Below are 23,825 nucleotides of genomic sequence, written 5' to 3'. Positions count from 1 at the left end.
GGTAAATTTATTTATCTCATTGTGTTAAATAAATATTTCATTAAGTATTAAATATGCCCTGATTTCGTTTTTCGTTGCGATATGACTTCCTGTTTTATAGCGTGTTGATTATTTTTATCTTTCCCACTCGACAGCATGATTTTATTCAGGTTATTTTCAGGGTGTGCCACATCAGTGGCCGCGTCGCTCGGACGGTCCGGGCGCTAACGTAATCTGAGGTATTTATGGCTAAGTTCATTCCTGAACGTCGTTTCACGCGCATCGATCGTCTTCCTCCCTATGTTTTTAATATTACGGCCGATCTGAAAATGGCTGCGCGCCGGCGCGGCGAAGATATTATTGATTTCAGCATGGGCAATCCGGACGGTGCCACGCCACCGCATATTGTTGAAAAACTGTGTACCGTCGCGCAACGAACGGACACGCACGGGTACTCCACGTCACGCGGCATCCCGCGCCTGCGTCGGGCTATCTCTCGCTGGTATCAGGATCGCTATGCGGTAGAGATCGATCCGGAAGACGAAGCCATTGTGACCATTGGCTCGAAAGAGGGGCTGGCGCATCTGATGCTGGCTACGCTCGATCACGGTGATACGGTGCTGGTGCCGAATCCCAGCTATCCCATCCATATTTATGGCGCGGTGATTGCTGGTGCACAGGTGCGTTCCGTACCGCTGGTAGAAGGTGTGGATTTTTTCAATGAACTGGAGCGCGCGATTCGCGAAAGTTATCCAAAACCAAAGATGATGATCCTCGGTTTTCCATCTAACCCGACCGCCCAGTGCGTCGAACTGGAATTTTTTGAGAAAGTCGTCGCGCTGGCAAAACGCTATGACGTACTGGTGGTCCACGATCTTGCCTACGCCGATATTGTTTATGACGGCTGGAAAGCACCGTCCATCATGCAGGTTCCCGGCGCACGTGACGTTGCCGTTGAATTCTTTACGCTGTCGAAAAGCTACAATATGGCAGGCTGGCGTATTGGTTTTATGGTCGGCAACAAAACGCTGGTTAGCGCGCTGGCGCGGATCAAGAGCTATCACGATTACGGTACTTTTACGCCGCTTCAGGTGGCAGCAATTGCGGCTCTTGAGGGCGATCAACAGTGCGTTCATGATATCGCCGGGCAGTATAAGCGTCGCCGCGACGTGCTGGTAAAAGGTCTGCACGAAGCCGGATGGATGGTCGACATGCCGAAGGCATCCATGTATGTCTGGGCGAAGATCCCGCAACAGTACGCCGCTATGGGCTCGCTGGAATTTGCCAAAAAGCTGCTTCAGGATGCCAAAGTCTGCGTTTCTCCCGGGATAGGCTTTGGTGATTATGGCGATACACACGTGCGTTTCGCGCTAATTGAAAATCGCGACCGCATTCGTCAGGCGATACGCGGAATCAAAGCGATGTTCAGGGCAGATGGCCTGCTTCCCACCGCGTCGAAAGTGACGGGCGAAAGTCCATCCGAACAGCAATAAAAAAAAGCGCCGTCAGGCGCTTTTTTTACACTCATTTTTGCTCAGATCATTAAGGCAAATGTTCCGGCCCAGACAATTACCATCACCGAAATGCCCATAAAAAAATATTTCACTTTTCATCGCTCCGCGCATCCATTGATACGCCAAAAGAACAAGGCCTACTGAGTATAAAGAGCTGACGCTGCACCTGATTCAAATTGAGATTTATCTCTGTTCCGATCTCAGCACCACCCCGGAATATTACGCCAGATAGCGTAAGACGGGGCTAATGTACGCCTAAAAAACAGTGGTGACAAGTGACATTTTTCTATTTAAATTTAGTTACTTATGAGTGTCTCATATTGGCGACACTTTAATTTCCTATTGTAATAAATGGCGGTTCAGCGAATCCATTTGATTATCTTATGGGTTGATAAAACAATTAATTAATCAGGATTCAGGAGGGGAAGCGAAAGAGGGAATCACGGTCGTTCCGCCAAACTGACGGTGCTGCTACAGGCTATAGAGCACACGGATGTCAGCATTGGCGTTCAGGTCATTCGCGTAATGTGGATTACCACATTAAATCGTCTGGCACCACAAAATCAGCATACGGATCGTCTTCATCGCGGGCTTCTTCGCTCAGCTCACTGTTCACGACAATAAAGCTGGCATCACGCTGCGCGATCTTATCAGCTACGCTGGCAGGGATAATGGCATACTGGTTTTCAGCGCTATTATCGACGATCAGACGGGCAATCGCGAGGCGGCCGCCGATCAGTTGAGACTGGGTCAGTTTATCTACATAGATCTTTTTGATCAGATTGCCGTCGGTGAAATTATAACCAATATCGCCCCGTGAAATAACAATCCTGTTCATTTCAATCAGCTGCTTTATCTGCGCTTTATACTCTTTGGTTAACGCCGCCTGCTTCTGTTGCTCACTTAACAGCTTATCGCGCTCAATCTGTGCTTTCTTATTTTCTTCAACCGCTTCTCTGGCTTCACGGGCCTGAACGCGTGACTTTTTAGCCGTTCTCTGCACTTTCTCCATTTTTTTACTGCTGACTAATCCGGCTTTAAGCATCTGCTCTTGTAATGTTAATTTGGTCATAGTGATCTCGGGATCTGCGGCTACAGGACACAGGATTATACCCTTAACATTCGGCACTGTGCCAGATCGCCGCCAGCAATGCGCCTTGCGCTGTTTTTTATACCGGTAGCATTTAGTCTGTTGCGCAGAGATGCCAGCTTATGAGTCATCCGTCATCAATGTCTGGCGCGGGTTTGCTGGAGTTTTCAGGAAGGTAGAGAAAGACGTGATGGTGTCCCCTGCAGGAATCGAACCTGCAACTAGCCCTTAGGAGGGGCTCGTTATATCCATTTAACTAAGGAGACAAGGCGGCAAGAGTATAACGTTAATTCGTTACTGCGTTAAGTCTCTTACCGCCTGACTGCTTAAAGAGTCGCCGTTCAGCCCTGTTTGGCCTCTTTTTTCTGTTTCGCTTGCTCGTTGGCTTCGGCCTTCGCTTCTGCTTTGCGGGCATTGCTCATGTCATTACGAATTTGCGCATGGCTGAGCAGGGCGAAGATGAAGGTCCCGCCACAGATGTTACCCGCAAGCGTTGGCAGGGCGAAGGGCCAGATAAAGTCCTGCCACGGCAGGTTGCCATTAAAGACGAGATACAGAACTTCTACCGTACCGACCACGATGTGTGTGGTGTCTGCGAGCGCGATAAGCCAGGTCATCAGAATAATCACCACGATTTTAGCCGAACCCGCGGAGGGGAACATCCATACCATTGTGGCAATAATCCAGCCGGAGATAATGGCATTAGCGAACATCTCGAACGGCGTGTTTTTCATAATATCCATGCCGATTTTGACAAACGCATCGCGCGTTGGCTCATCAAACACCGGCATATATTCAAAGGCCCAGGCCGCAACCCCGGTCCCAATCAGGTTACCCAGCAGTACAACCCCCCACAAACGCATCAGCAGGCCAATGTTACGCAGGGTAGGGCTTTGCATAATGGGCAGCACGGCGGTGACGGTGTTTTCCGTAAACAGCTGCTGGCGCGCCATGATGACAATCACAAAGCCAAAGGTATAGCCCAGATTCTCAATCAGGAATCCGCCGGGTACGCCTTCAAGCTGAACGTGAAAGATACCCTTAGCGAGGAGCGATGCGCCCATCGAAAGACCGGCGGCAATTGCTGACCATAATAGCGCCATGGCATCGCGCTCTAATTCCTTCTCTCCGTCCTGGCGAATATGTTCATGAATGGCCATAGCGCGAGAGGGTAACCGGTCCTCATCAACTTCTATATCCTTACCCTGTGCGTTCTCCTCGCTGTCAACCTCATGCTCCTCGTCCTCACTACCGATTTTTTCTTCTTCTAACTTGTCCATGCGTTTCACCCACATTAAAAATAGCTTCTGTACACGTCATCACTCACCCTGCCGCCTTAATACAGCGTGAATGGCTGTGTATAAGCGTAGCGGCTTTTTTCGTGGAATGAGGGCAGTGGCATAAACGATTTTTTTTGGTTTTACAGGGTAAATAGTGTTAAGTATGTTTCCAGGTGTGTTTACACTGAATAACCAAAGCAGACCGCTAATTACCCGCTATGCTGAATGCAGATCGCCGCCTTTTGCCCGCGTACGTAGACATCGTGAAACGTGCTGATACAATCCCCTGCACGTGACAAGGCGGACTTACCCGTACCGTCAGATGGCAAACAGCGATAGCCATATTTTACAGGGAGATATCTATGAATTTTCGGCTGTCGGCGCTTGCAGTGGGCGCTACTTTACTGGTGGGCTGTGCAAGTTCCGGGGATCAGCAAGGGCGTTCAGATCCTTTCGAAGGATTTAACCGCGCCATGTACGACTTCAACTTTAATGTCGTAGACCCATATGTGTTACGTCCCGTTGCGGTTGCCTGGCGCGATTACGTGCCTCAGCCTGCACGCACCGGACTGGGCAATTTCACCGGTAACCTCGAAGAACCGGCTTCAATGGTCAACTATTTTCTGCAGGGCGACCCCTATCAGGGGATGGTGCACTTTACGCGCTTCTTCCTGAACACCCTACTGGGGATGGGAGGATTTATCGACGTGGCGGGTATGGCAAACCCGAAATTGCAGCGTGTTGAACCGCACCGCTTTGGCAGCACGTTAGGGCATTATGAAGTGGGATACGGTCCCTATTTGCAACTGCCGTTCTATGGCAGCTTTACGTTACGTGAAGATGTTGGCGATATGGCAGACACCACCTACCCGGTTCTGTCGTGGCTAACGTGGCCGCTGTCAATCGGTAAATGGGCGGTGGAAGGGGTCGAAACGCGTGCGCAACTGCTGGACTCCGACGGTCTGCTGCGTCAATCTTCAGATCCCTATATCATGGTGCGCGAAGCCTACTTCCAGCGTCATGATTTCATCGCTAACGGCGGCAAGTTGAGTCCGCAGGAAAACCCGAACGCGCAGGCGATCGAAGGCGATTTAAAAGATATCGATTCAGAATAACATCAGGCCGCAAACCTCAGGTTTGCGGCCTTTTAATTAGCGCTTATCTGCTGCCAGCAACGGTGGAATACTCGGCACCATCGGCGACTCATCAATATCTTTTTGCGTCATGCGAAACGCCTGTGGGTAGTGCTCACGGCTGATACGCCGCAGGGGTTCGGTGCTGCGCCAGGTATAAAAGCAGTGCTGGCACTGATATACCGTCCACACATCTTTTACCGGCGAGGTCGCCATCGCTTCAATTTGTGCATCAGCACAACGTGGACAAATCATGTCTTGCTCCTTATTTACGATTAGCCAGCATGGCGGTGAGTTTTTCAGCCCAGGCTTTGGTTTCCGGCAAGTCCTGTACCGGCTGGCTGTAATGACCGCGATTGTCCGGGGCGACCGGCGTCGTCGCGTCAATAATCAGTTTATCGGTAATACCTGCCGGACTGGATCCGGGGTCCAGTTCGAGGACTGACATATTCGGCAACTGCACCAGATCGCCTGCCGGATTAACTTTGGAAGAGAGCGCCCACATCACCTGCGGCAGGTTAAACGGATCGACGTCTTCATCTACCATGATGACCATTTTTACATAGCCCAGACCGTGCGGTGTGGTCATAGCCCGCAGCCCCACTGCGCGGGCAAAACCCCCATAACGTTTTTTGGTCGAGATAATCGCCAGCAGCCCGTGGGTATACATAGCGTTAACCGCCTGAACTTCCGGGAAATCGGCCTTGAGCTGTTGATAAAGCGGCACGCAGGTGACGGGTCCCATTAGATAGTCAATTTCGGTCCACGGCATACCCAGGTAAAGGGATTCAAAAATGGGCTTAGTACGATAAGAGACTTTATCGATGCGCACTACCGTCATGTTGCGACCGCCAGAATAGTGACCGGTAAATTCACCGAACGGGCCCTCGATCTCACGCTTGCGACCCTCAATAACCCCTTCGAGGATCACTTCAGAACCCCAGGGTACGTCAAAACCAGTAAGCGGTGCGGTGGCAATCGGATACGGGCTTTCTCGCAGCGCGCCGGCCATTTCATATTCGGACTGATCGTATTTCAGCGGCGTTGCGCCCATCAGGGTAATGATCGGATCGTTGCCGAGGGTAATGGCGACCGGCAGATCGTCTCCGCGCTCTTCAGCGTTGTGCAGATGAAGTGCAATGTCGTGCATGGGCACCGGCTGCAAACCCAGTCTGCGTTTACCTTTAACTTCCATGCGGTAAATGCCGACGTTCTGCTTACCGAAGTTGTCAGGATCGAGTGGATCGCGGGAAACTACGCAGGCTTTATCCAGATAAAAACCACCGTCGCCGTCGTTAAGACGAAATAAAGGCAAAATATCGAACAGGTTAATGTCATCGCCGTCAGCCGTGTTTTCTGCCGAGCCTGGATTAGCACGGCGTTCCGGGGCGACAGGGAAGTTATCCCAGCGACGAATGATCTCATCAATCTGCTGTTTAACCGGGGTATTTGGCGGCAGTCCCAGTGAGATAGCATGGTTCTGCCAGGAGCCGATGGTGTTCATGGCGACACGAGCGTCATGGAAGCCGCGAATGTTATCAAACCATAGCGCAGGTGCGCCTTCACCTATGCGGCCCGTCGCGTTAGCGGCAGCCGCTAAATCAGGCTCGGCATCGACCTGCTCACTGATTTTTAGCAGTTGCCCCTGGGCGTCCAGCGCGTTCAAAAAGCTGCGTAAATCATCGAAAGCCATTTTTTATTCTCCTGAGAAAAACTCAGCAGGACAGTCTGCTAAGCGTCCATATCGATGGTCATATTGTTCGTATGCGAACGTTATGGCTAAAAAGTACACCTGAACGTATAATCTGACAACATATTGAAGATGCACGCGCACGTTTAGTTAAGACGACAAAAAAGAGTAATAGCGTGGTAAAACGCTATGATAGAAAAAAATCTTACGCGAGAGCATTATGAAATTACAGGATGAAACCTTTCATCTGCTACGCCAGCTCTTTCAACAGCATACCTCGCGCTGGCAGCAGGCTCTACCTGAACTGACCAAACCTCAATATGCAGTCATGCGCGTTATTGCAGAACATCCGGCAATTGAACAGGTTTCATTGATGGATGCGGCGGTCAGCACCAAAGCAACCCTGGCCGAGATGCTCAGCCGGATGGAGAAGCGCGGGCTGGTGCGGCGGGAACACGATCCGTCAGATAAGCGCCGCCGGTTTGTCTATCTTACGGAAGACGGGAAAAGGCTGCTGGAAAAAAGCAGGCCCGTTGGCGATAGCGTGGATGCGGTTTTTTTAAACAAGCTTAGCACCAAAGAGCGCGAGCAATTTAGCCTGTTAATTAGCAAGATGATGAAGTAGAACCCGACGACGAATATCGCCGGGTTACTTGTATTAGAACGCGTAGTTAAAGTTAACGCCGTACAGCCAGGCCTTACCTTCAGATTTGAACTGATAAGGACCTTCTTCAAATTTGACGTGTTGACCGTGCATGTAAGAAACACCGGCATCAACAGAGGCATCTTTATTGAAGGCGTACGTGGTACCGGCACTCAGCCACAGACGATCCTGGTCCGGGATGGAAATAGAGCGCTGGTTAGCCGGGACCGGGCTATCGTCAAATGCGATACCGCTGCGGAAAGTCCAGCTATCATCCATATAATACGTGGTGCCTAACGCTATACGGTATGAGTCTTTAAAGCCTTCATCTTTATAGAACAGCGTATTGCCGCCGTCACCTTTGGCTTTCAGCTCCTGGAACTGGCTCCAGCTGGTGTAGGCCAGGCTATAGTGAACCGCCCATTTTGGCGCAACGCGGTTATAGCCCGAGACTTCCCACATTTCCGGCAGGTTGAGGCTTAGCGAGCCGTCAATTGTCGAGCCGCCGGTGCCATAAGGCAGGCCCAGCCCGAGTGCGGCGTTAATCGGGTTCAGCGTTGGCGGCAGGTTACTCTTATAATCGCCGTCGAAGTCGATTTTAATTTCAGAGCGGTAGGTCAGCGCATAGCGGTTATTTTTATCCACCTCATACAGCAGACCGGCGTTCCAGCCAAATCCCCACTCATCGCCCTTCAAATGGGCAATTTGCGTATCACGACTAATACCGCCCGCCTGCGCGCCAACCGCAGCGGCCTGCTGCGGCGTCAGCTGACCCGAGCGCACCAGTGCAGGAATGTTTGCTCCAATGATTTGTGGTAAATCGCCGGCGTAACGCTCAACCTTTGCCCGGGCATAAACCGCATCAAAGCCCAGACCGAAACTCCAGCTGTTATTCAGGCGATAAGCCCCGCTTAAATTAAGATTCAGCGTTTCGAGATCGGTGGTGCCGCCCATTGAGCCTGCGGCGAGGCTGTCATTAAATTCGGTTGCCAGACCATAATTGGAGGTAACGGATGCGCCCCAGCCAAACTGATCGTTAATAGGCGCGACAAAATGCAGGTTAGGTACCCATGCCGTCGGCGCAATATTATCCTGACTTGAATCGTTACCAATAATTGAGCGGCCGGTTACATTTACGTCCGGGTCAACAAAAATAGCGCCGCCTGAAAACATAGGGCGGTCATACATCATAATTAATGCCGGGTTACGGCTGGCGTTCGCTGCATCATCAGCAATCGCACCCTCGCCTGAATAGGCGCGGCCAAGGCCAGAGGAAGAAAATTCATTTAACTGAAAGCCTGCGGACCAGGCCTGGGTTGAAACGAGTGCCACTGCCACTGCTAAAGCAGACTTGGTGAACCGGGTTTTCTGGCTCATGACCATAACCTCATTGCGTTATTTTTATTTAAAAAAGTTACGTTGAGTAACAAAGTGCGAAGTGTAGGGCCTGTTTTACGGCAGAGAAAGCAGACCAGTGACGAGAGTATAGGTCCGACCAGATGGTATGTTGCAAGTATGTTTCTAAAGTTTTTCGAATATGATCTAAGAAACGCGATCCCGCTGGCAAATTTCCCCCTTCTGGCCATCACTAATAAGGGGAGTTTTTGTTTTAGATCATTTTTGTCTGTGATATTCGTCACTATTGCGCTTCCCGGAAATTAACGACTGGAGCCGCTCAAATACAGAGCGTAAAATAGACGTAATAGCGTTCAGGCACCTTTTGGTGCATAGACAGAGGAAATCTACAATGAGTAAATGCAGTGCTGATGAAACCCCGGTTTGCTGCTGTATGGATGTTGGTACCATTATGGACAACACCGACTGCACCGCGTCCTATAGTCGCGTCTTTGCTAACCGTGCTGAAGCTGAAGAAATGCTGGCGGCCCTGACCGCTAAAGCGCGCGGCGTAGAGTCTGAGCCATGCCAGATCGCACCAAACTTTACTGAGGTCGATGAAGGCGTAAAACTGGATATCGACTTCCTGTTTGCCTGCGAGGCGGAAACCTTAATTTTCCAGCTCGGTCTGCGTTAAGTTTCTTTCCAGCGCCTCCCTTCGCGGAGGCGTTTTTATTTATATTCTCTCCATGTGTTTTAGCTCCCACTTTTCCTCACCGTCGCTTGGCTAAATGTAAAAAAATGGTTAAGACTATGTTCAGGTCAGACCACTTAATTTATTTTTATAACAGGGGAGCGTTATGAGTCAGGCATTACCGCTTGTGACCCGTCAGGGCGATCGCATTGCCATTGTCTGTGGGTTACGGACGCCTTTTGTCCGCCAGGCAACGGCATTTCACGGCGTACCGGCTATCGATCTGGGAAAAATGGTTGTCGGTGAGATGCTGGCTCGCAGTGAAATTCCACCTGAGATAATTGAACAGCTGGTCTTCGGGCAGGTTGTGCAAATGCCGGAAGCGCCAAATATCGCCCGCGAAATTGTTCTCGGCACCGGCATGAATGTGCACACCGATGCTTATAGCGTCAGCCGCGCATGTGCGACCAGTTTTCAGGCGGTGGCGAATGTGGCGGAAAGCCTGATGGCGGGTACCATTCGCGCCGGGATCGCGGGTGGTGCAGACTCCTCGTCCGTGTTACCGATTGGCGTCAGTAAAAAACTGGCTCGTACGCTGGTCGATGCGAATAAAGCCCGAACCCTGAGTCAGCGTTTATCGCTTTTTTCTCGTCTGCGGTTACGTGATTTGTTGCCCGTACCGCCCGCCGTCGCTGAGTACTCTACCGGTCTGCGTATGGGAGATACCGCTGAGCAGATGGCGAAGAGCTGGTCAATCACCCGTGAGGAGCAGGATGCGCTGGCACATCGTTCCCATCAGCTTGCCGCCCGGGCCTGGGAGGAGGGCAAGCTGGCGGAAGAAGTCATGACGGCTTTTGCCCCGCCTTATCGCGAGCCTGTTGAACGCGACAATAACGTGCGCTTTACTTCCTCGCTGGCTGATTACGCCAAACTGCGCCCGGCCTTCGACCGTAAACACGGGACGGTAACGGCCGCCAACAGTACGCCGCTGACCGATGGTGCAGCCGCGGTGATCCTGATGACTGAATCGCGGGCGAAAGAGCTGGGTCTGGTGCCGCTGGGCTATCTGCGTAGCTATGCTTTCACCGCTATCGACGTCTGGCAGGATATGCTGCTTGGCCCGGCATGGGCCACGCCGCTGGCGCTGGATCGCGCAGGGATAACGCTCGCCGATTTGACCCTGATTGATATGCACGAAGCGTTTGCTTCGCAAACATTAACGAACCTTAAAATGCTCGCCAGCGATCGCTTTGCCCGCGAGGTACTGGGACGCGCTCAGGCGACAGGGGAAGTAGACGACAGCAAATTTAATGTCCTGGGCGGATCGATTGCCTATGGTCATCCTTTTGCCGCCACCGGGGCGCGCATGATCACCCAAACGCTGCATGAACTGCGCAGACGCGGCGGTGGACTGGGATTAGTGACAGCGTGCGCAGCAGGCGGTCTGGGTGCGGCAATGATTCTGGAGGCCGAATAATGGAAACAACATCTGCTTTTACCCTTACCGTACGCGCAGACAATATTGCCGTGATCGCCATCGATGTACCCGGCGAAAAAATGAATACCCTGAAGGCTGAGTTTGGTCATCAGGTGCGGGCGATATTAAAGCAAATTCGCGACAATAAAGCCGTATCCGGCGTGGTTTTTATCTCGGCTAAAGAAGACAATTTTATCGCCGGGGCGGATATCAACATGATCGATAACTGCAAGACGGCGCAGGAAGCAGAAGCGCTGGCGCGTCAGGGGCAACAGATTATGGCCGATATTCATGCGCTGCCGATCCCGGTTGTTGCGGCTATTCACGGTGCCTGCCTGGGCGGGGGGCTTGAACTGGCGCTGGCCTGCCACGCCCGAATTTGTACCGACGATCCGAAAACCGTGCTCGGCCTGCCGGAAGTGCAGCTTGGGCTGCTGCCCGGTTCCGGCGGCACGCAACGTCTGCCAAGACTTATTGGGGTGAGCACCGCGCTGGAGATGATCCTCACTGGCAAGCAACTCCGGGCGCGGCAGGCGTTGAAATCAGGGCTGGTTGACGAAGTTGTTCCCGCCTCAATTCTGCTGGATGCAGCGGTTGAACGGGCGAAAAAAGGGCGGCCCGTTGGGCGACGCCTGCCGGTACGCGAGCGGATCCTCGCCGGGCCGCTTGGACGCAACATACTGTTTCGCATGGTGGGTAAAAAGACGGCGCAAAAAACGCAGGGCAATTACCCGGCGACCGGGCGTATTTTGCAGGTCATTGAAACCGGCTTAAGCCAGGGGAGCAGCAGTGGTTATGACGCAGAGGCGCGCGCCTTCGGCGAACTGGCGAGGACGCCACAATCAGCGGCCCTGCGCGCTATCTTCTTTGCCAGCATCGAAGTGAAAAAAGATCCGGGCGCACAGGCGCAGGCGGCACCGCTGCGTTCGGTGGGTGTTCTTGGCGGCGGTCTGATGGGCGGTGGTATTGCTTATGTCACTGCAAGTAAGGGCGCATTGCCGGTACGCATCAAAGATATTAACGCGCAGGGGATCAACCATGCGCTGAAGTACAGCTGGGAATTACTGGATAAAAAAGTTCGCCGTCGTCATCTCAAACCCGCTGAGCGCAACAGCCAGATGGCGCGTATTTCCGGCACCACCGATTATCGCGGATTCAGCCACCGTGACGTGGTGATTGAAGCGGTATTTGAGGATCTGGCGCTGAAACAGCGAATGGTGGCCGAAGTGGAAGCGCACTGCGCACCCGACACTATTTTTGCCTCTAACACGTCATCATTGCCTATTAGTGATATTGCCGCGCAGGCGAGTCGCCCGGAGCAGGTCATTGGCCTGCACTTCTTCAGCCCGGTCGAGAAAATGCCGCTGGTGGAAGTGATCCCCCATGCCGCCACCTCGCCGCAGACTATCGCCACAACGGTGAAGCTGGCGAAGAAACAGGGCAAAACGCCGATTGTGGTCGCCGATAAAGCCGGTTTTTATGTCAATCGCATTCTTGCGCCCTATATCAATGAAGCAATGCGCCTGCTGACCGAAGGGGCAAAAATTGAACAGGTCGATCGTGCGCTGGTAAAATTTGGTTTTCCCGTGGGGCCTGTTCAGTTACTGGATGAGGTTGGCATTGATACCGGGACGAAAATTATTCCGCTGCTGGAAACGGCCTATGGTGAGCGGTTTAGCCCTCCGGCAAACATTATTAGCGTAATTTTGAATGACGATCGCAAAGGCAGAAAAAATGGCCGCGGTTTCTATCTTTACGCGGCGAAAGGGCGTAAAAGCGAAAAGCAGCCCGATCAGGCTATTTATCCGTTAATTGGTGCCACCGGACAGAATAACGCACTCTCACCACAACAAATGAGTGAAAGATGCATCATGATGATGCTAAATGAGGCGGCACGATGTCATGCTGAAGGTATTATTCGCAGTGTGCGCGATGGTGATATCGGTGCTGTTTTTGGTATTGGCTTCCCGCCGTTTTTGGGCGGACCGTTTCGCTATATGGATACGCTTGGCGCGGCCCAGGTTGTTGCGACATTGCAACGGCTGGCCGCACAATACGGTCCTCGCTTTACGCCCTGTGATGCGCTTGTTCGAATGGCCGGGCAGGGTCAGTCATTTTGGTCTGAGAAAGAAACTGACCCTGAAACGCGGGGTCAAAGAGTAGAGTAACAGCGCTGTTAGCGGGTCAACAGGTTATTTTATAAACACTGATTGACTATACTGACATCATTGAGGTAAAAAACAGCGTTTCATTGAGCAAACGGATGAGGCACAATGCCCGGCCACCCGGTTTTCTGTATGAATGCGATTTCCTCTGCGGAATAACTTCGGTGCTTCTGGTTAACAAAAGCGGTGCAATATGCAAGTTTTTATCATGCGTCATGGCGACGCAGCTCTCGAGGCTGCCAGCGACTCGGTTCGTCCCTTAACCCACTGTGGTTGTGATGAGTCGCGTCAAATGGCAACCTGGCTGAAAGGTCAAAAAGTGGATATTGGACGCGTTCTGGTCAGCCCTTATTTACGTGCTGAACAAACGCTGGATGTGGTAGGCGAGTGTATGCACCTGCCCACAACGGTTGATGTGCTGCCTGAGCTAACGCCGGGTGGTGACGTCGGGCAGGTCAGCGCTTATCTTCAGGTACTTGCCGGAGAAGGTGTGGCGTCGGTGCTGGTGGTCTCCCACCTGCCGCTGGTCGGCTATCTGGTGGCAGAGCTTTGCCCCGGTGAAACGCCGCCAATGTTTTCTACCTCGGCGATTGCCAGCGTCACGCTTGATGACGAGGGTAAGGGAACCTTCAACTGGCAGATGAACCCCTGTAATCTGAAGATGCAGAAAGCGATGTAATTCGCCGCGGGAAGATGACCACTTCCCGCGCCATCTTTATGGCAGTTCCGGTGGCTGCCACTCTTCAACTTCAATCAGTACCAGTAACGCGGCATCGCCGCCGTACTCTTTTGACGCCTGATGAAACGCCATAACATGTGGATGCTGAGCCAGCCACAGCGGCGTCTGCTGCTTAAGTATGTGTTTCCCGTGGCCGTGCATCACGCAGGTGCAAAACACATGTTCACGCCGACAGGCCGCAATCAGCGCGCCCAGTTCCTGCTTCGCCTGCTGCTGAGTTAATCCATGCAAATCGAGAAACAGTTCCGGAGAATAATCGCCGCGCCGCAGCTTTTTTAGCTCAAAATGGCTAACGTCCTCGCGCACATATTTTGTCGGGCCACTGGTATTGAGCAGCGGCTGGAATTCGTCAGAAAAAAAGTGGCTGGCGTCAGCCTGCTCCTGAAGCAGTCGTTTAACCGGGACTTCAGACACTTTTTTACGCAAAGGACGATGCACAATGGTGTCCTGCTTCATCTGGCGGGTTCCGGACATTAACTGACGGAATAGCGCCTTATCCTCCCCGGTGATCACTTCTTTCTTTTTCATTTTTAGTTATGAATCCCATCAATACTTTCAGCTAGTTTACCCGACTCCCGGGCTGCCTGTTCAGCGAAAACGCATTTTTTCCCGGTTTCGCCAGCGTGTGAATGCTGATTTATCGCCGTCTTCGTGGCAAACTAGCCGCCGAAATTAATGCGAGCATGCCCTGGAGAGTATAATGGATAAAATTTTTGTTGATGAAGCGGTAAACGAGCTGCAAACCATTCAGGACATGCTGCGCTGGTCGGTTAGCCGCTTCAGCGCGGCGAACATCTGGTACGGTCACGGTACCGATAACCCGTGGGATGAAGCCGTTCAACTGGTGCTGCCGACGCTGTGGCTACCGCTGGATATCCCGGAAGATATGCGCAGCGCGCGTCTGACCTCCAGTGAAAAACACCGCATCGTCGAACGGGTGATCCGCCGGGTGAATGAGCGTATTCCGGTCGCCTACCTGACCAATAAAGCCTGGTTCTGCGGACACGAATTCTATGTTGATGAACGTGTTCTGGTACCGCGCTCGCCGATCGGCGAATTAATTAACAGCCGTTTCGCCGGCCTGATTAGCCATACTCCGCAGCATATTCTCGATATGTGTACTGGTAGCAGCTGCATTGCGGTCGCCTGCGCTTATGCCTTCCCGGAAGCGGAAGTCGACGCGGTGGACATCTCCCCGGAAGCGCTGGCTGTCGCTGAGCATAATATTGAAGAACACGGCCTGATCCACCAGGTTACGCCGATCCGCTCGGATCTGTTCCGCGATCTGCCCAAAGTCCAGTACGATCTGATCGTCTCCAATCCTCCGTACGTAGATGCGGAAGATATGTCCGACTTGCCCAATGAATATCGCCACGAGCCGGAGCTCGGCCTGGCGTCTGGCAGCGACGGCCTGAAGCTGACGCGTCGTATTCTTGGCTGCGCCCCGGACTATCTTTCTGATGACGGTATTCTGATTTGTGAAGTCGGTAACAGCATGGTACATCTGATGGAACAATACCCGGATGTGCCGTTTACCTGGCTGGAGTTCGACAACGGCGGTGACGGCGTCTTTATGCTGACCAAAGCTCAGCTGGTGGCTGCGCGCGAATATTTCAGCATTTATAAAGACTAATCTGGCGCTCAACAACACAACAACGACAACGGAGCCGTGATGGCAGGCAACAGCATTGGACAACTATTTCGCGTAACCACTTTCGGTGAATCACACGGTCTGGCCCTGGGCTGCATTGTTGACGGCGTACCGCCGGGCATTCCGCTGACCGAGGCCGATCTGCAACAGGATCTCGATCGCCGTCGTCCAGGTACGTCGCGTTACACCACTCAGCGCCGGGAACCGGACCAGGTTAAAATCCTCTCCGGCGTGTTTGAGGGAGTGACAACCGGTACCAGCATCGGCCTGCTGATTGAAAATACCGATCAGCGCTCGCAGGATTATGGCGCGATTAAAGATCTGTTCCGGCCGGGGCACGCTGACTATACCTACGAGCAAAAATATGGCCAGCGTGACTATCGCGGCGGCGGGCGCTCTTCGGCGCGTGAAACCGCGATGCGGGTAGCGGCAGGCGCGATTGCCAAAAAATATCTGGCGCAGAAATTCGGCATTACGATCCGCGGCTGTCTGACACAGATGGGCGATATCCCGCTGGCGATCAAAGACTGGGAGCAGGTCGAGCAAAATCCGTTTTTCTGCGCCGACGCCGATAAAATTGCGGCGCTGGACGAACTGATGCGCGCGCTGAAAAAAGAGGGTGACTCCATTGGTGCTAAAGTCACCGTGGTGGCCGATGGCGTACCGCCAGGGTTGGGGGAGCCGGTATTCGATCGTCTGGATGCAGATATCGCCCATGCCCTGATGAGCATCAACGCCGTAAAAGGCGTTGAGATCGGTGACGGCTTTGACGTGGTTGCCCTGCGCGGCAGTCAAAATCGCGATGAAATCACTCATGCCGGTTTTCAAAGCAACCATGCGGGCGGCATTCTTGGCGGCATCAGCAGCGGACAGCAAATCGTTGCTACCATGGCGCTCAAACCGACATCAAGCATTACCGTGCCGGGCCGCACGCTGAACCGTAACGGTGAGGAGGTTGAGATGATCACCAAAGGTCGTCACGATCCGTGCGTCGGCATTCGCGCTGTGCCCATTGCCGAAGCGATGCTGGCTATTGTGTTAATGGATCACCTGATGCGTCAGCGGGCACAAAACGCTGATGTAACAACAACGCTTCCACGCTGGTAATGATGACTAAAACAATAATAGCGGCACTGGCGCTTTTCGTCAGTGCTTCGACCCTGGCGGCAACGCCGTGGCAGAAAATTACCCAGCCCATTCCCGGCAGTCCGCAGTCGATTGGCGCATTTGCTAACGGCTGCATTGTGGGTGCAAAGGGATTGCCGATCCAGTCGGATAACTATCAGGTGATGCGCACCGATCAGCGCCGCTACTTTGGTCATCCGGATCTCCTGCTTTTCATTCAGCGTCTGACCAGCAAGGTGCATAACCTGGGGCTGGGAACAGTGCTGATTGGCGATATGGGCATGCCGGCGGGCGGGCGGTTTAATGGCGGCCACGCCAGTCACCAGTCCGGTCTGGACGTCGATATTTTCCTGCAGCTGCCGAAAACGCGCTGGACCTCAGCCCAGCTGCTTAAACCTCAGGCGCTGGATCTGGTCTCCCGCGACGGCAAACACGTGGTGTCTTCCCTGTGGCAGCCAGACATCGCCAGCCTAATTAAAGCCGCCGCGCAGGATACCGAAGTTACGCGTATTTTCGTTAATGCGGCGATTAAACAACAGCTGTGCCTTGATGCTGGAAACGATCGCGACTGGCTCAATAAAGTCCGTCCGTGGTTCCAGCATCGTGCGCATATGCACGTTCGCCTCCGCTGTCCGGCGGACAGTCTGGAGTGCCAGGATCAGGCTCCGCCGCCGCCGGGCGATGGCTGCGGTGAAGAGTTACAAAGCTGGTTTAAGCCCGCGAAACCGGGAACCACGCCTGGGAAGAAAACGCCGCCGCCGCTGCATCCTTCCTGTCAGGCACTACTGGACGAGCACGCACTGTAAATGGACGCTTTCAGTGAACTTTTTATGATGTCGCCGCTGATGCTGGCCATCATGTTTTTTGTTGCGCTGCTGGCCGGGTTTATTGACGCGCTGGCCGGCGGGGGCGGGCTGTTAACTGTTCCTGCGCTGCTGGCGGCGGGCATGTCGCCGGCGCAGGCGCTGGCCACTAATAAACTTCAGGCCTGCGGCGGTTCGCTTTCCGCCTCGCTCTATTTTATTCGCCGCAAAGTGGTGAATTTGGGCGAGCAGAAAATGAATATTCTGATGACATTTATCGGCTCGACCAGCGGAGCGCTGCTGGTTCAGTTTGTAAAATCCGATCTGCTGCGCCAGATTTTACCCATCCTCGTGATCTGCATCGGTCTTTACTTTCTGTTAATGCCGAAACTGGGTGAGGACGATCGCCAGCGGCGCTTGTACGGCTTCCCCTTTGCGCTGGTCGCCGGAGGATGCGTCGGGTTCTACGATGGCTTTTTTGGCCCGGGTGCCGGTTCATTTTATGCGCTGGCCTTCGTCACGCTGTGTGGCTATAACCTTGCCAAATCAACAGCCCACGCCAAAGTGCTTAATGCCACCTCCAATATCGGAGGATTGCTGCTTTTTATTCTCGGCGGCAAGGTTATCTGGGCGACAGGCTTAGTGATGATGGTCGGACAATTCATTGGTGCCCGCATGGGCTCCAGACTGGTGCTCAGCAAAGGACAAAAACTTATTCGCCCGATGATCGTTATCGTATCGGCGGTGATGAGCGCCAAATTACTTTATGACAGCCACGGACAGGAGATCCTCCACTGGTTGGGGATGAACTAATGAACAGTACACATAATTACCAACAGTTAATCGACATATTTAACGGCTGTTTTGCCGGTGATTTTAATACCCGTCTGATTAAGGGTGAGGACGAACCCATTTATCTCCCGGCAGATGACAGCGTACCGTATCACCGGATTGTTTTTGCGCACGGCTACTATGCCAGCGCGCTGCATGAAATTTCCCACTGGTGTATCGCCGGAAAAGCGCGTCGTGAACTGGTCGACTTTGGTTACTGGTACTGTCCGGACGGACGTGATGCGGCAACGCAGAGCCAGTTTGAAGATGTCGAGGTCAAACCTCAGGCATTTGACTGGCTATTCTGCGTAGCGGCGGGATATCCCTTTAACGTCAGCTGCGACAATCTGGAAGGCGATGTCGAGCCGGACCGCATTGTCTTTCAGCGCCGCGTACATGCGCAGGTGATGAGCTACCTGGAGCAGGGCATTCCGGCGCGTCCGGCGCGATTTATTAAAGCCTTACAAGAGTATTATCATACGCCGTCCCTGACGGCAGAACAGTTCCCGTGGCCTGAAGATTTGTAGTCACGTTAAGACAAGAGGAAAGAAGATGATCGCGGAGTTTGAATCACGTATCCTGGCACTTATTGACGATATGGTTGAACACGCCAGTGATGACGAGTTGTTTGCCAGCGGTTATCTGCGCGGGCATTTGACGCTGGCGGTCGCCGATCTGGAGAGCGGGGAAGACCATTCACCACAGGCCGTCTACGCTCAGGTGACGAATGGCCTGCAATCCGCTATTCAGGCCGGTGAGCTTTCTCCACGCGATCAGTCACTGGTGCTGGATATGTGGGATAATCTGTATCAGCAGGCGAAGGCAAAATAACCGTTTTCCTGCCAGGCCGGATGTTGCCGCAAACTGCGCGCATCCGGCCCTGTGTTTACAACACCCCTCACGCCAAATCTTAGCGACGCTCTGATGCTTTTACCGGCTTACCCTTCAACAGCTTTCTCACCCACAACCGATTAGGATTCAGTGCCGCCAGCGTATCCGCGTCCAGCGGGACAGGTTCCTCGCTCATTTGTGATGCCAGGATCTCGGCGGCCAGCGGGGCGCTACATAAACCGCGCGAGCCAAGCCCACCCAGCATAAAAAGGTCTGCATACACCGGGGCGCTGACTGCATTTTCCCGACGTTCAGCCAGATCGACATACGTGCTTAACGTTGCCTCATAGTCAGGGACATTACCGATCATCGGCAGGTGGTCGCGCGTCGCGCAGCGTACCCCGCAGCGCGCATGACCTTCGCTGACATCTACCTCCTGTGTCCACGCGGCATCCGGAAAACAATCAATAAGCCGCTGACGATTCTGCTGCTGATCCGCATCGCTATAGTGAACATCGTCCTGTCCGCGATGGTAGCTGGCACCGATACAATGCTGCTTGTTGTGCGGATCCTGCGGCGTCAGATAACCGTCATAGCACAGGACCTGGCGCAGTTGGGAAAGGGCCGGCGTGGTCGGAATGTGGCTAACTTGTCCGCCGACGGCATACAGCGCCAGCGGCGCGGTTTGTGCAAACTGATTAATTTTATGGCCGTTAGCCAGTACCATCGATTGATGGTGCTGTTCGTCGCCGTCAGCAAATTTTAGCCGCCAGCCAGCATCGACTTTTTCCAGCGTAGTCAGCGATTTCTGCCAGACCGTGCGCAGGCCGTGACGGGTTGCCAGTGCCAGTGCCTCCCGGGTGAGTTGAGCCGGGCACAGCCAGCCGCCGAGAGGATACTGTATGCCGCCGCAATCAGTGTTAATGCCCGTAGTACGAACAATGTCCTGCGCGTCGACGGCGATAGCAAGATCCGGCGGCAGGCCCAGCGCCAGAGCCTGATCTATCTTGTGCTGACTTTTTGCATCCCAGGCCGTTTGCGTTACGCCGCACCAGTCATGATCAAACGTGACGGGTAGCGCATCGTAGAGACGACGGGCAAAGGTAAATGCGGCCGGGAAAAAGCGCGCCAGTGCCGGATCGTGCGCATTGAGCAGGGGATAGAGCGCGCCCTGACGGTTGCCCGATGCGCCTTCTGCGGGCTGCGCATCTTCACAGTAAAGCGTTACCTGCCAGCCGCGACGCAGCAGCGCCAGGGCCAGCAGTGCGCTGGCAATCCCCCCGCCAGTCAGCGCCACCTCACGCTTTTGTGTTCCTGTCCGGGCAAACCACGGCGCAGGCGATATAAGGGGCAATGTGCTGGCCATTATACCGGTCAGCATTTCGCGCTTGCGGCCAAATCCTTTGCGCTTGACCATCGTAAAACCCGCATCCTGCAAACCGCGACGCACAAAACCGGCCGAGGTGAATGTCGCAAGCGTTCCACCCGGCCGTGCCAGCCTCGCCATCGCGGCAAACAGTTGCGGCGTCCACATATCCGGATTTTTGGACGGCGCAAAGCCATCCAGAAACCAGGCATCCACTTTCTGCTGAAGTGAAGCATCCAGGGTGGTGGATACCTCATTAATATCGCCAAACCATAAATCGAGCGTGACCCGCTCTTCTTCCAGAAGCAGGCGATGACAGCCGGCAAACGGCAGCGGCCAGCGGGCCTGAAGCTGTTGCGCCCACGGTGCCAGTTCTGGCCAGTGCTGGTGGGCCAGGCGCAGGTCTTCTGCCCGCAGCGGAAATTTTTCGAAACTGATAAAGTGCAGACGTTGCAGCGTTGCCTGAGGATGTGCGCGGCGAAAATCAGCAAATGCCTGACACAGCGTCAGAAAGTTAAGGCCCGTGCCAAAACCACTCTCCGCCACGATGAAACAGGCGCGAGGATGGTTTACAAAACGTTCCAGTAACTGGTTGCCCTCAAGGAAAACATACCGCGTCTCCTCCAGTCCGTTATCGTTTGAGAAATAGACGTCATCAAAATCTCGAGAAACAGGTGTACCCTCACTATTGAAGTCAAGGTTGGCAGGTTGTATGGCGTTATGTTTCACGTAAGTTACTCGTCTGACAGGTAGTCGCTTGATCTTAGCGATGTGTGCGTGCCGGAGCAAATTTCGGCATAATTTGGCTGATCGGACTTGTTCGGCGTACAAGTGTACGCTATTGTGCGATTCGAAACTTATCATAGTGCACTTACAGAGGTATTGAATGAAACGTGCAGTGATTACTGGCTTGGGCATTGTTTCCAGCATAGGTAATAACCAGCAGGAAGTCCTGGCATCCCTGCGTGAAGGACGTTCAGGGATCACTTTCTCTCAGGAGCTGAAGGACGCCGGCCTGCGTAGCCATGTTTGGGGCAACGTAAAACTGGATACCACTGGTCTCATCGATCGTAAAATTGTACGTTTCATGAGCGACGCTTCTATTTATGCTTTTCTCTCTATGGAGCAGGCTGTGGCTGATGCCGGTCTCTCTGAAGAGGTTTACCAGAATAATCCGCGCGTGGGCCTGATTGCGGGTTCTGGCGGCGGCTCTCCGCGATTCCAGGTATTCGGCGCTGATGCCATGCGCGGTCCGCGTGGCCTGAAAGGTGTCGGTCCGTACGTGGTGACCAAAGCGATGGCGTCTGGCGTGTCAGCCTGTCTCGCCACGCCGTTCAAAATCCACGGCGTCAATTACTCTATCAGCTCCGCCTGTGCGACTTCTGCACACTGCATCGGTAATGCGGTAGAGCAGATCCAACTGGGTAAACAAGACATCGTATTTGCTGGCGGCGGTGAAGAACTGTGCTGGGAAATGTCCTGCGAATTTGACGCAATGGGTGCGCTGTCAACGAGATATAACGACAACCCGGAAAAAGCATCCCGTACCTATGACACTCACCGCGACGGTTTTGTCATTGCTGGCGGCGGCGGAATGGTCGTTGTTGAAGAGCTGGAGCACGCTCTGGCCCGCGGCGCGCATATCTATGCAGAAATTGTTGGTTATGGTGCAACGTCCGACGGTGCCGACATGGTTGCTCCGTCAGGTGAGGGCGCAGTGCGCTGCATGAAGATGGCGATGCAGGATCTCGACGCTCCGGTTGATTACCTGAACTCACACGGCACCTCTACGCCGGTAGGCGACGTGAAAGAGCTGGGTGCAATCCGTGAAGTGTTCGGCGAGCACTCTCCGGCTATTTCTGCGACCAAAGCAATGACCGGCCACTCTCTGGGTGCGGCTGGCGTACAGGAAGCTATCTACTCGCTGCTGATGCTGGAGCACGGCTTTATCGCGCCAAGCATTAACATTGACGAGCTGGACGAGCAGGCTGCGGGTCTGAACATTGTGACCGAGCCAACCGAACGTGAGCTGACGACTGTTATGTCTAACAGCTTCGGCTTCGGCGGCACCAACGCAACGCTGGTGATGCGTAAGCTAAAAGCGTAATCGAAATGTTGGTCACAAAATAAACTGGCTGAAGTACGTAGCCAGTTTTTTTGCATTTTGGGCGCAGCCAGCTACAGAGATTGCTGGCCTGTATGGCATTATCCAGCGTTAACTCAGCGGATAACCTTTTACTTTCAGCAGCAGCGATGCCGCGCCCAACGACGTCGCCTGTGGAGTTATGCATGTCATCTGTAACCTCTAAAGCCGCCCCGGGGACGGGAGATGTCCCGCTGTTCCGCATCGCCTTTGCCGTTTTCCTCACCTACATGACCGTCGGCATTCCGCTGCCGGTTATTCCGCTTTTTGTGCATCAGGAGTTAGGTTACGGCAATACGATGGTAGGCCTTGCGGTTGGCATTCAGTTTCTGGCAACGGTATTAACCCGGGGTTATGCCGGGCGTCTGGCCGATCAGTACGGTGCGAAACGCTCGGTGATGCAGGGGATGTTTGCCTGTGCGTTAGCGGGAGGAGCCTGGCTGCTGGCAGCGATTCTCCCGGTCGCACCGCTGGTGAAGTTCGCGCTGCTGATCGCCGGACGTCTGATTCTGGGCTTTGGTGAAAGCCAGCTATTGACCGGCACGCTGACCTGGGGGATGGGGCTGGTCGGTCCCGCGCGCTCGGGTAAAGTCATGTCCTGGAACGGGATGGCGATTTTTGGCGCGCTGGCCGCCGGGGCACCGTCAGGACTGTACATTCACCACAACTATGGTTTCGCCGTGCTGGCACTGGTCACAATGGCATTACCGCTGCTGGCCTGGGCCGTTAACGGCTCGGTACGCAATGTGCCGGCACACGGTGGGGAACGACCTTCACTGTGGAGCGTCATCGGTCTGATCTGGAAACCCGGACTGGGGCTTGCGCTTCAGGGCGTCGGTTTCGCGGCGATCAGCACCTTTATTTCGCTCTATTTTGTCAGCAATGGCTGGTCGATGGCCGGTTTCACGCTGACCGCCTTTGGTGGCGCATTTGTACTGGTACGAATAGCCTTTGGCTGGATGCCCGATCGTTTTGGCGGTGTCAGGGTGGCGGTTTGTTCCCTGCTGGTAGAAACCGCTGGGTTGATAATCTTGTGGCTCGCGCCCGATGCCTGGGTCGCCATGGCCGGTGCCGCACTGACTGGCGCCGGATGTTCACTCATTTTCCCGGCGCTCGGCGTTGAAGTGGTGAAACGGGTACCGGCGCAGGTTCGTGGTACCGCCCTGGGCGGCTATGCGGCTTTTCAGGATATTGCGATGGGGTTAACCGGGCCGCTGGCGGGCATACTGGCGACGTCGTGGGGCTATCCGTCGGTTTTTCTTGCCGGGGCCATCTCTGCTATTGCCGGGATGCTGGTCACGCTGATCTCATTTCGCAGGCGGTAAAGCGTGTGGCT

23 protein-coding genes and 1 tRNA gene are annotated in these 23,825 nt (G+C 53.8%); 15 read left to right on the top strand and 9 right to left on the bottom strand.

Going from position 1 to position 23,825, the window contains the following annotated elements:
• Nucleotides 1-224 precede the first annotated feature (224 nt).
• Nucleotides 225-1,472 carry an alanine transaminase gene (gene alaC, locus AC791_RS16125; protein WP_049841413.1) on the top strand — a complete coding sequence of 416 codons (1,248 nt, stop codon included), beginning with the start codon at nt 225-227 and terminating at the stop codon, nt 1,470-1,472.
• Nucleotides 1,473-1,513: 41 nt separating this feature from the next.
• Here alaC and ypdK read toward each other — a convergent pair whose 3' ends face one another.
• From ypdK to AC791_RS16110, 4 genes are all read right to left on the bottom strand, one after another.
• A complete protein-coding gene (gene ypdK / locus AC791_RS20455) occupies nt 1,514-1,585 on the bottom strand; it encodes a membrane protein YpdK (RefSeq protein ID WP_099458783.1) in 72 nt (23 codons plus the stop codon).
• Nucleotides 1,586-2,025: 440 nt separating this feature from the next.
• Nucleotides 2,026-2,565 (bottom strand): DUF2058 domain-containing protein, encoded by a 540-nt coding sequence (locus AC791_RS16120; protein WP_049841412.1) that lies wholly within the window; start codon nt 2,563-2,565, stop codon nt 2,026-2,028.
• Nucleotides 2,566-2,774: 209 nt separating this feature from the next.
• A tRNA-Arg gene (locus tag AC791_RS16115) sits at nt 2,775-2,849 on the bottom strand.
• 75 nt (nt 2,850-2,924) lie between these two features.
• Entirely contained in the window at nt 2,925-3,863 is a 939-nt protein-coding gene (locus AC791_RS16110) for a formate/nitrite transporter family protein (protein WP_049841665.1), read from the bottom strand.
• A 362-nt stretch (nt 3,864-4,225) separates the two neighbouring features.
• On the opposite strand from AC791_RS16110, the gene mlaA reads away from it, so the two are divergent.
• On the top strand, nt 4,226-4,978 hold the full coding sequence (gene mlaA / locus AC791_RS16105; protein ID WP_049841411.1) for a phospholipid-binding lipoprotein MlaA: 753 nt from the start codon (nt 4,226-4,228) through the stop codon (nt 4,976-4,978).
• A gap of 36 nt (nt 4,979-5,014) precedes the next feature.
• Here mlaA and AC791_RS16100 read toward each other — a convergent pair whose 3' ends face one another.
• A complete protein-coding gene (locus tag AC791_RS16100) occupies nt 5,015-5,251 on the bottom strand; it encodes a non-oxidative hydroxyarylic acid decarboxylases subunit D (RefSeq protein WP_049841410.1) in 237 nt (78 codons plus the stop codon).
• Nucleotides 5,252-5,261: 10 nt separating this feature from the next.
• Nucleotides 5,262-6,689: a non-oxidative hydroxyarylic acid decarboxylases subunit C gene (locus AC791_RS16095; protein WP_049841409.1), complete on the bottom strand. Its 1,428-nt coding sequence runs from the start codon at nt 6,687-6,689 to the stop codon at nt 5,262-5,264.
• 217 nt (nt 6,690-6,906) lie between these two features.
• On the opposite strand from AC791_RS16095, the gene AC791_RS16090 reads away from it, so the two are divergent.
• Nucleotides 6,907-7,311, top strand: coding sequence for a MarR family winged helix-turn-helix transcriptional regulator (locus AC791_RS16090; protein ID WP_049841408.1), 405 nt, complete (start codon nt 6,907-6,909; stop codon nt 7,309-7,311).
• Between the two features lie 33 nt (nt 7,312-7,344).
• Here AC791_RS16090 and fadL read toward each other — a convergent pair whose 3' ends face one another.
• Nucleotides 7,345-8,706: a long-chain fatty acid transporter FadL gene (fadL, locus tag AC791_RS16085; protein WP_049841407.1), complete on the bottom strand. Its 1,362-nt coding sequence runs from the start codon at nt 8,704-8,706 to the stop codon at nt 7,345-7,347.
• 370 nt (nt 8,707-9,076) lie between these two features.
• On the opposite strand from fadL, the gene AC791_RS16080 reads away from it, so the two are divergent.
• The 4 genes from AC791_RS16080 (at nt 9,077) to sixA (ending at nt 13,679) form a co-directional block, all read left to right on the top strand.
• The gene (locus tag AC791_RS16080) at nt 9,077-9,361 is read left to right on the top strand and encodes a YfcZ/YiiS family protein (RefSeq protein ID WP_049841406.1); all 285 of its coding nucleotides are present in this window, start codon (nt 9,077-9,079) and stop codon (nt 9,359-9,361) included.
• Between the two features lie 163 nt (nt 9,362-9,524).
• Complete coding sequence (gene fadI / locus AC791_RS16075) at nt 9,525-10,835, top strand: acetyl-CoA C-acyltransferase FadI (protein ID WP_049841405.1); 1,311 nt, start codon at nt 9,525-9,527, stop codon at nt 10,833-10,835.
• Nucleotides 10,835-13,003, top strand: a complete 2,169-nt coding sequence (gene fadJ / locus AC791_RS16070) for a fatty acid oxidation complex subunit alpha FadJ (RefSeq protein WP_049841404.1) — start codon at nt 10,835-10,837, stop codon at nt 13,001-13,003. Before fadI ends, fadJ begins: the two co-directional genes overlap by 1 nt.
• Nucleotides 13,004-13,193: 190 nt before the next feature.
• Complete coding sequence (gene sixA, locus AC791_RS16065; RefSeq protein ID WP_049841403.1) at nt 13,194-13,679, top strand: phosphohistidine phosphatase SixA; 486 nt, start codon at nt 13,194-13,196, stop codon at nt 13,677-13,679.
• A gap of 36 nt (nt 13,680-13,715) precedes the next feature.
• Here the strand turns inward: sixA and smrB are convergent, their stop codons facing one another.
• Complete coding sequence (smrB, locus tag AC791_RS16060; protein ID WP_049841402.1) at nt 13,716-14,267, bottom strand: endonuclease SmrB; 552 nt, start codon at nt 14,265-14,267, stop codon at nt 13,716-13,718.
• Between the two features lie 172 nt (nt 14,268-14,439).
• Here smrB and prmB point away from each other — a divergent pair, with 172 nt between their 5' ends.
• From prmB to AC791_RS16030, 6 genes are read left to right on the top strand one after another with little or no spacing between them, the layout of a single operon-like run.
• Nucleotides 14,440-15,372, top strand: a complete 933-nt coding sequence (gene prmB / locus AC791_RS16055) for a 50S ribosomal protein L3 N(5)-glutamine methyltransferase (protein WP_049841401.1) — start codon at nt 14,440-14,442, stop codon at nt 15,370-15,372.
• A 39-nt stretch (nt 15,373-15,411) separates the two neighbouring features.
• Entirely contained in the window at nt 15,412-16,497 is a 1,086-nt protein-coding gene (gene aroC, locus AC791_RS16050) for a chorismate synthase (protein WP_049841400.1), read from the top strand.
• 2 nt (nt 16,498-16,499) lie between these two features.
• Complete coding sequence (gene mepA / locus AC791_RS16045) at nt 16,500-17,321, top strand: penicillin-insensitive murein endopeptidase (protein WP_049841399.1); 822 nt, start codon at nt 16,500-16,502, stop codon at nt 17,319-17,321.
• Nucleotides 17,322-18,131, top strand: a complete 810-nt coding sequence (locus AC791_RS16040) for a sulfite exporter TauE/SafE family protein (protein WP_049841398.1) — start codon at nt 17,322-17,324, stop codon at nt 18,129-18,131.
• The gene (locus AC791_RS16035; RefSeq protein WP_049841397.1) at nt 18,131-18,676 is read left to right on the top strand and encodes an elongation factor P hydroxylase; all 546 of its coding nucleotides are present in this window, start codon (nt 18,131-18,133) and stop codon (nt 18,674-18,676) included. The genes AC791_RS16040 and AC791_RS16035 overlap by 1 nt, the downstream gene beginning before the upstream one ends.
• A gap of 25 nt (nt 18,677-18,701) precedes the next feature.
• The gene (locus AC791_RS16030) at nt 18,702-18,980 is read left to right on the top strand and encodes a YfcL family protein (protein WP_049841396.1); all 279 of its coding nucleotides are present in this window, start codon (nt 18,702-18,704) and stop codon (nt 18,978-18,980) included.
• Nucleotides 18,981-19,059: 79 nt separating this feature from the next.
• On the opposite strand, the gene mnmC is transcribed toward AC791_RS16030, so the two are convergent.
• On the bottom strand, nt 19,060-21,075 hold the full coding sequence (gene mnmC / locus AC791_RS16025; protein WP_049841395.1) for a bifunctional tRNA (5-methylaminomethyl-2-thiouridine)(34)-methyltransferase MnmD/FAD-dependent 5-carboxymethylaminomethyl-2-thiouridine(34) oxidoreductase MnmC: 2,016 nt from the start codon (nt 21,073-21,075) through the stop codon (nt 19,060-19,062).
• Between the two features lie 157 nt (nt 21,076-21,232).
• Here mnmC and fabB point away from each other — a divergent pair, with 157 nt between their 5' ends.
• Both fabB and AC791_RS16015 read left to right on the top strand, forming a co-directional pair.
• Nucleotides 21,233-22,453, top strand: a complete 1,221-nt coding sequence (gene fabB / locus AC791_RS16020) for a beta-ketoacyl-ACP synthase I (protein WP_049841394.1) — start codon at nt 21,233-21,235, stop codon at nt 22,451-22,453.
• A gap of 182 nt (nt 22,454-22,635) precedes the next feature.
• Nucleotides 22,636-23,814 carry an MFS transporter gene (locus tag AC791_RS16015; protein WP_049841393.1) on the top strand — a complete coding sequence of 393 codons (1,179 nt, stop codon included), beginning with the start codon at nt 22,636-22,638 and terminating at the stop codon, nt 23,812-23,814.
• Nucleotides 23,815-23,825: the final 11 nt, after the last annotated feature.

It is taken from the genome of Klebsiella sp. RIT-PI-d (assembly GCF_001187865.1).
Taxonomy (GTDB): Bacteria; Pseudomonadota; Gammaproteobacteria; order Enterobacterales; family Enterobacteriaceae; genus Superficieibacter.
This window is presented reverse-complemented; position numbering and strand designations above follow the sequence as displayed.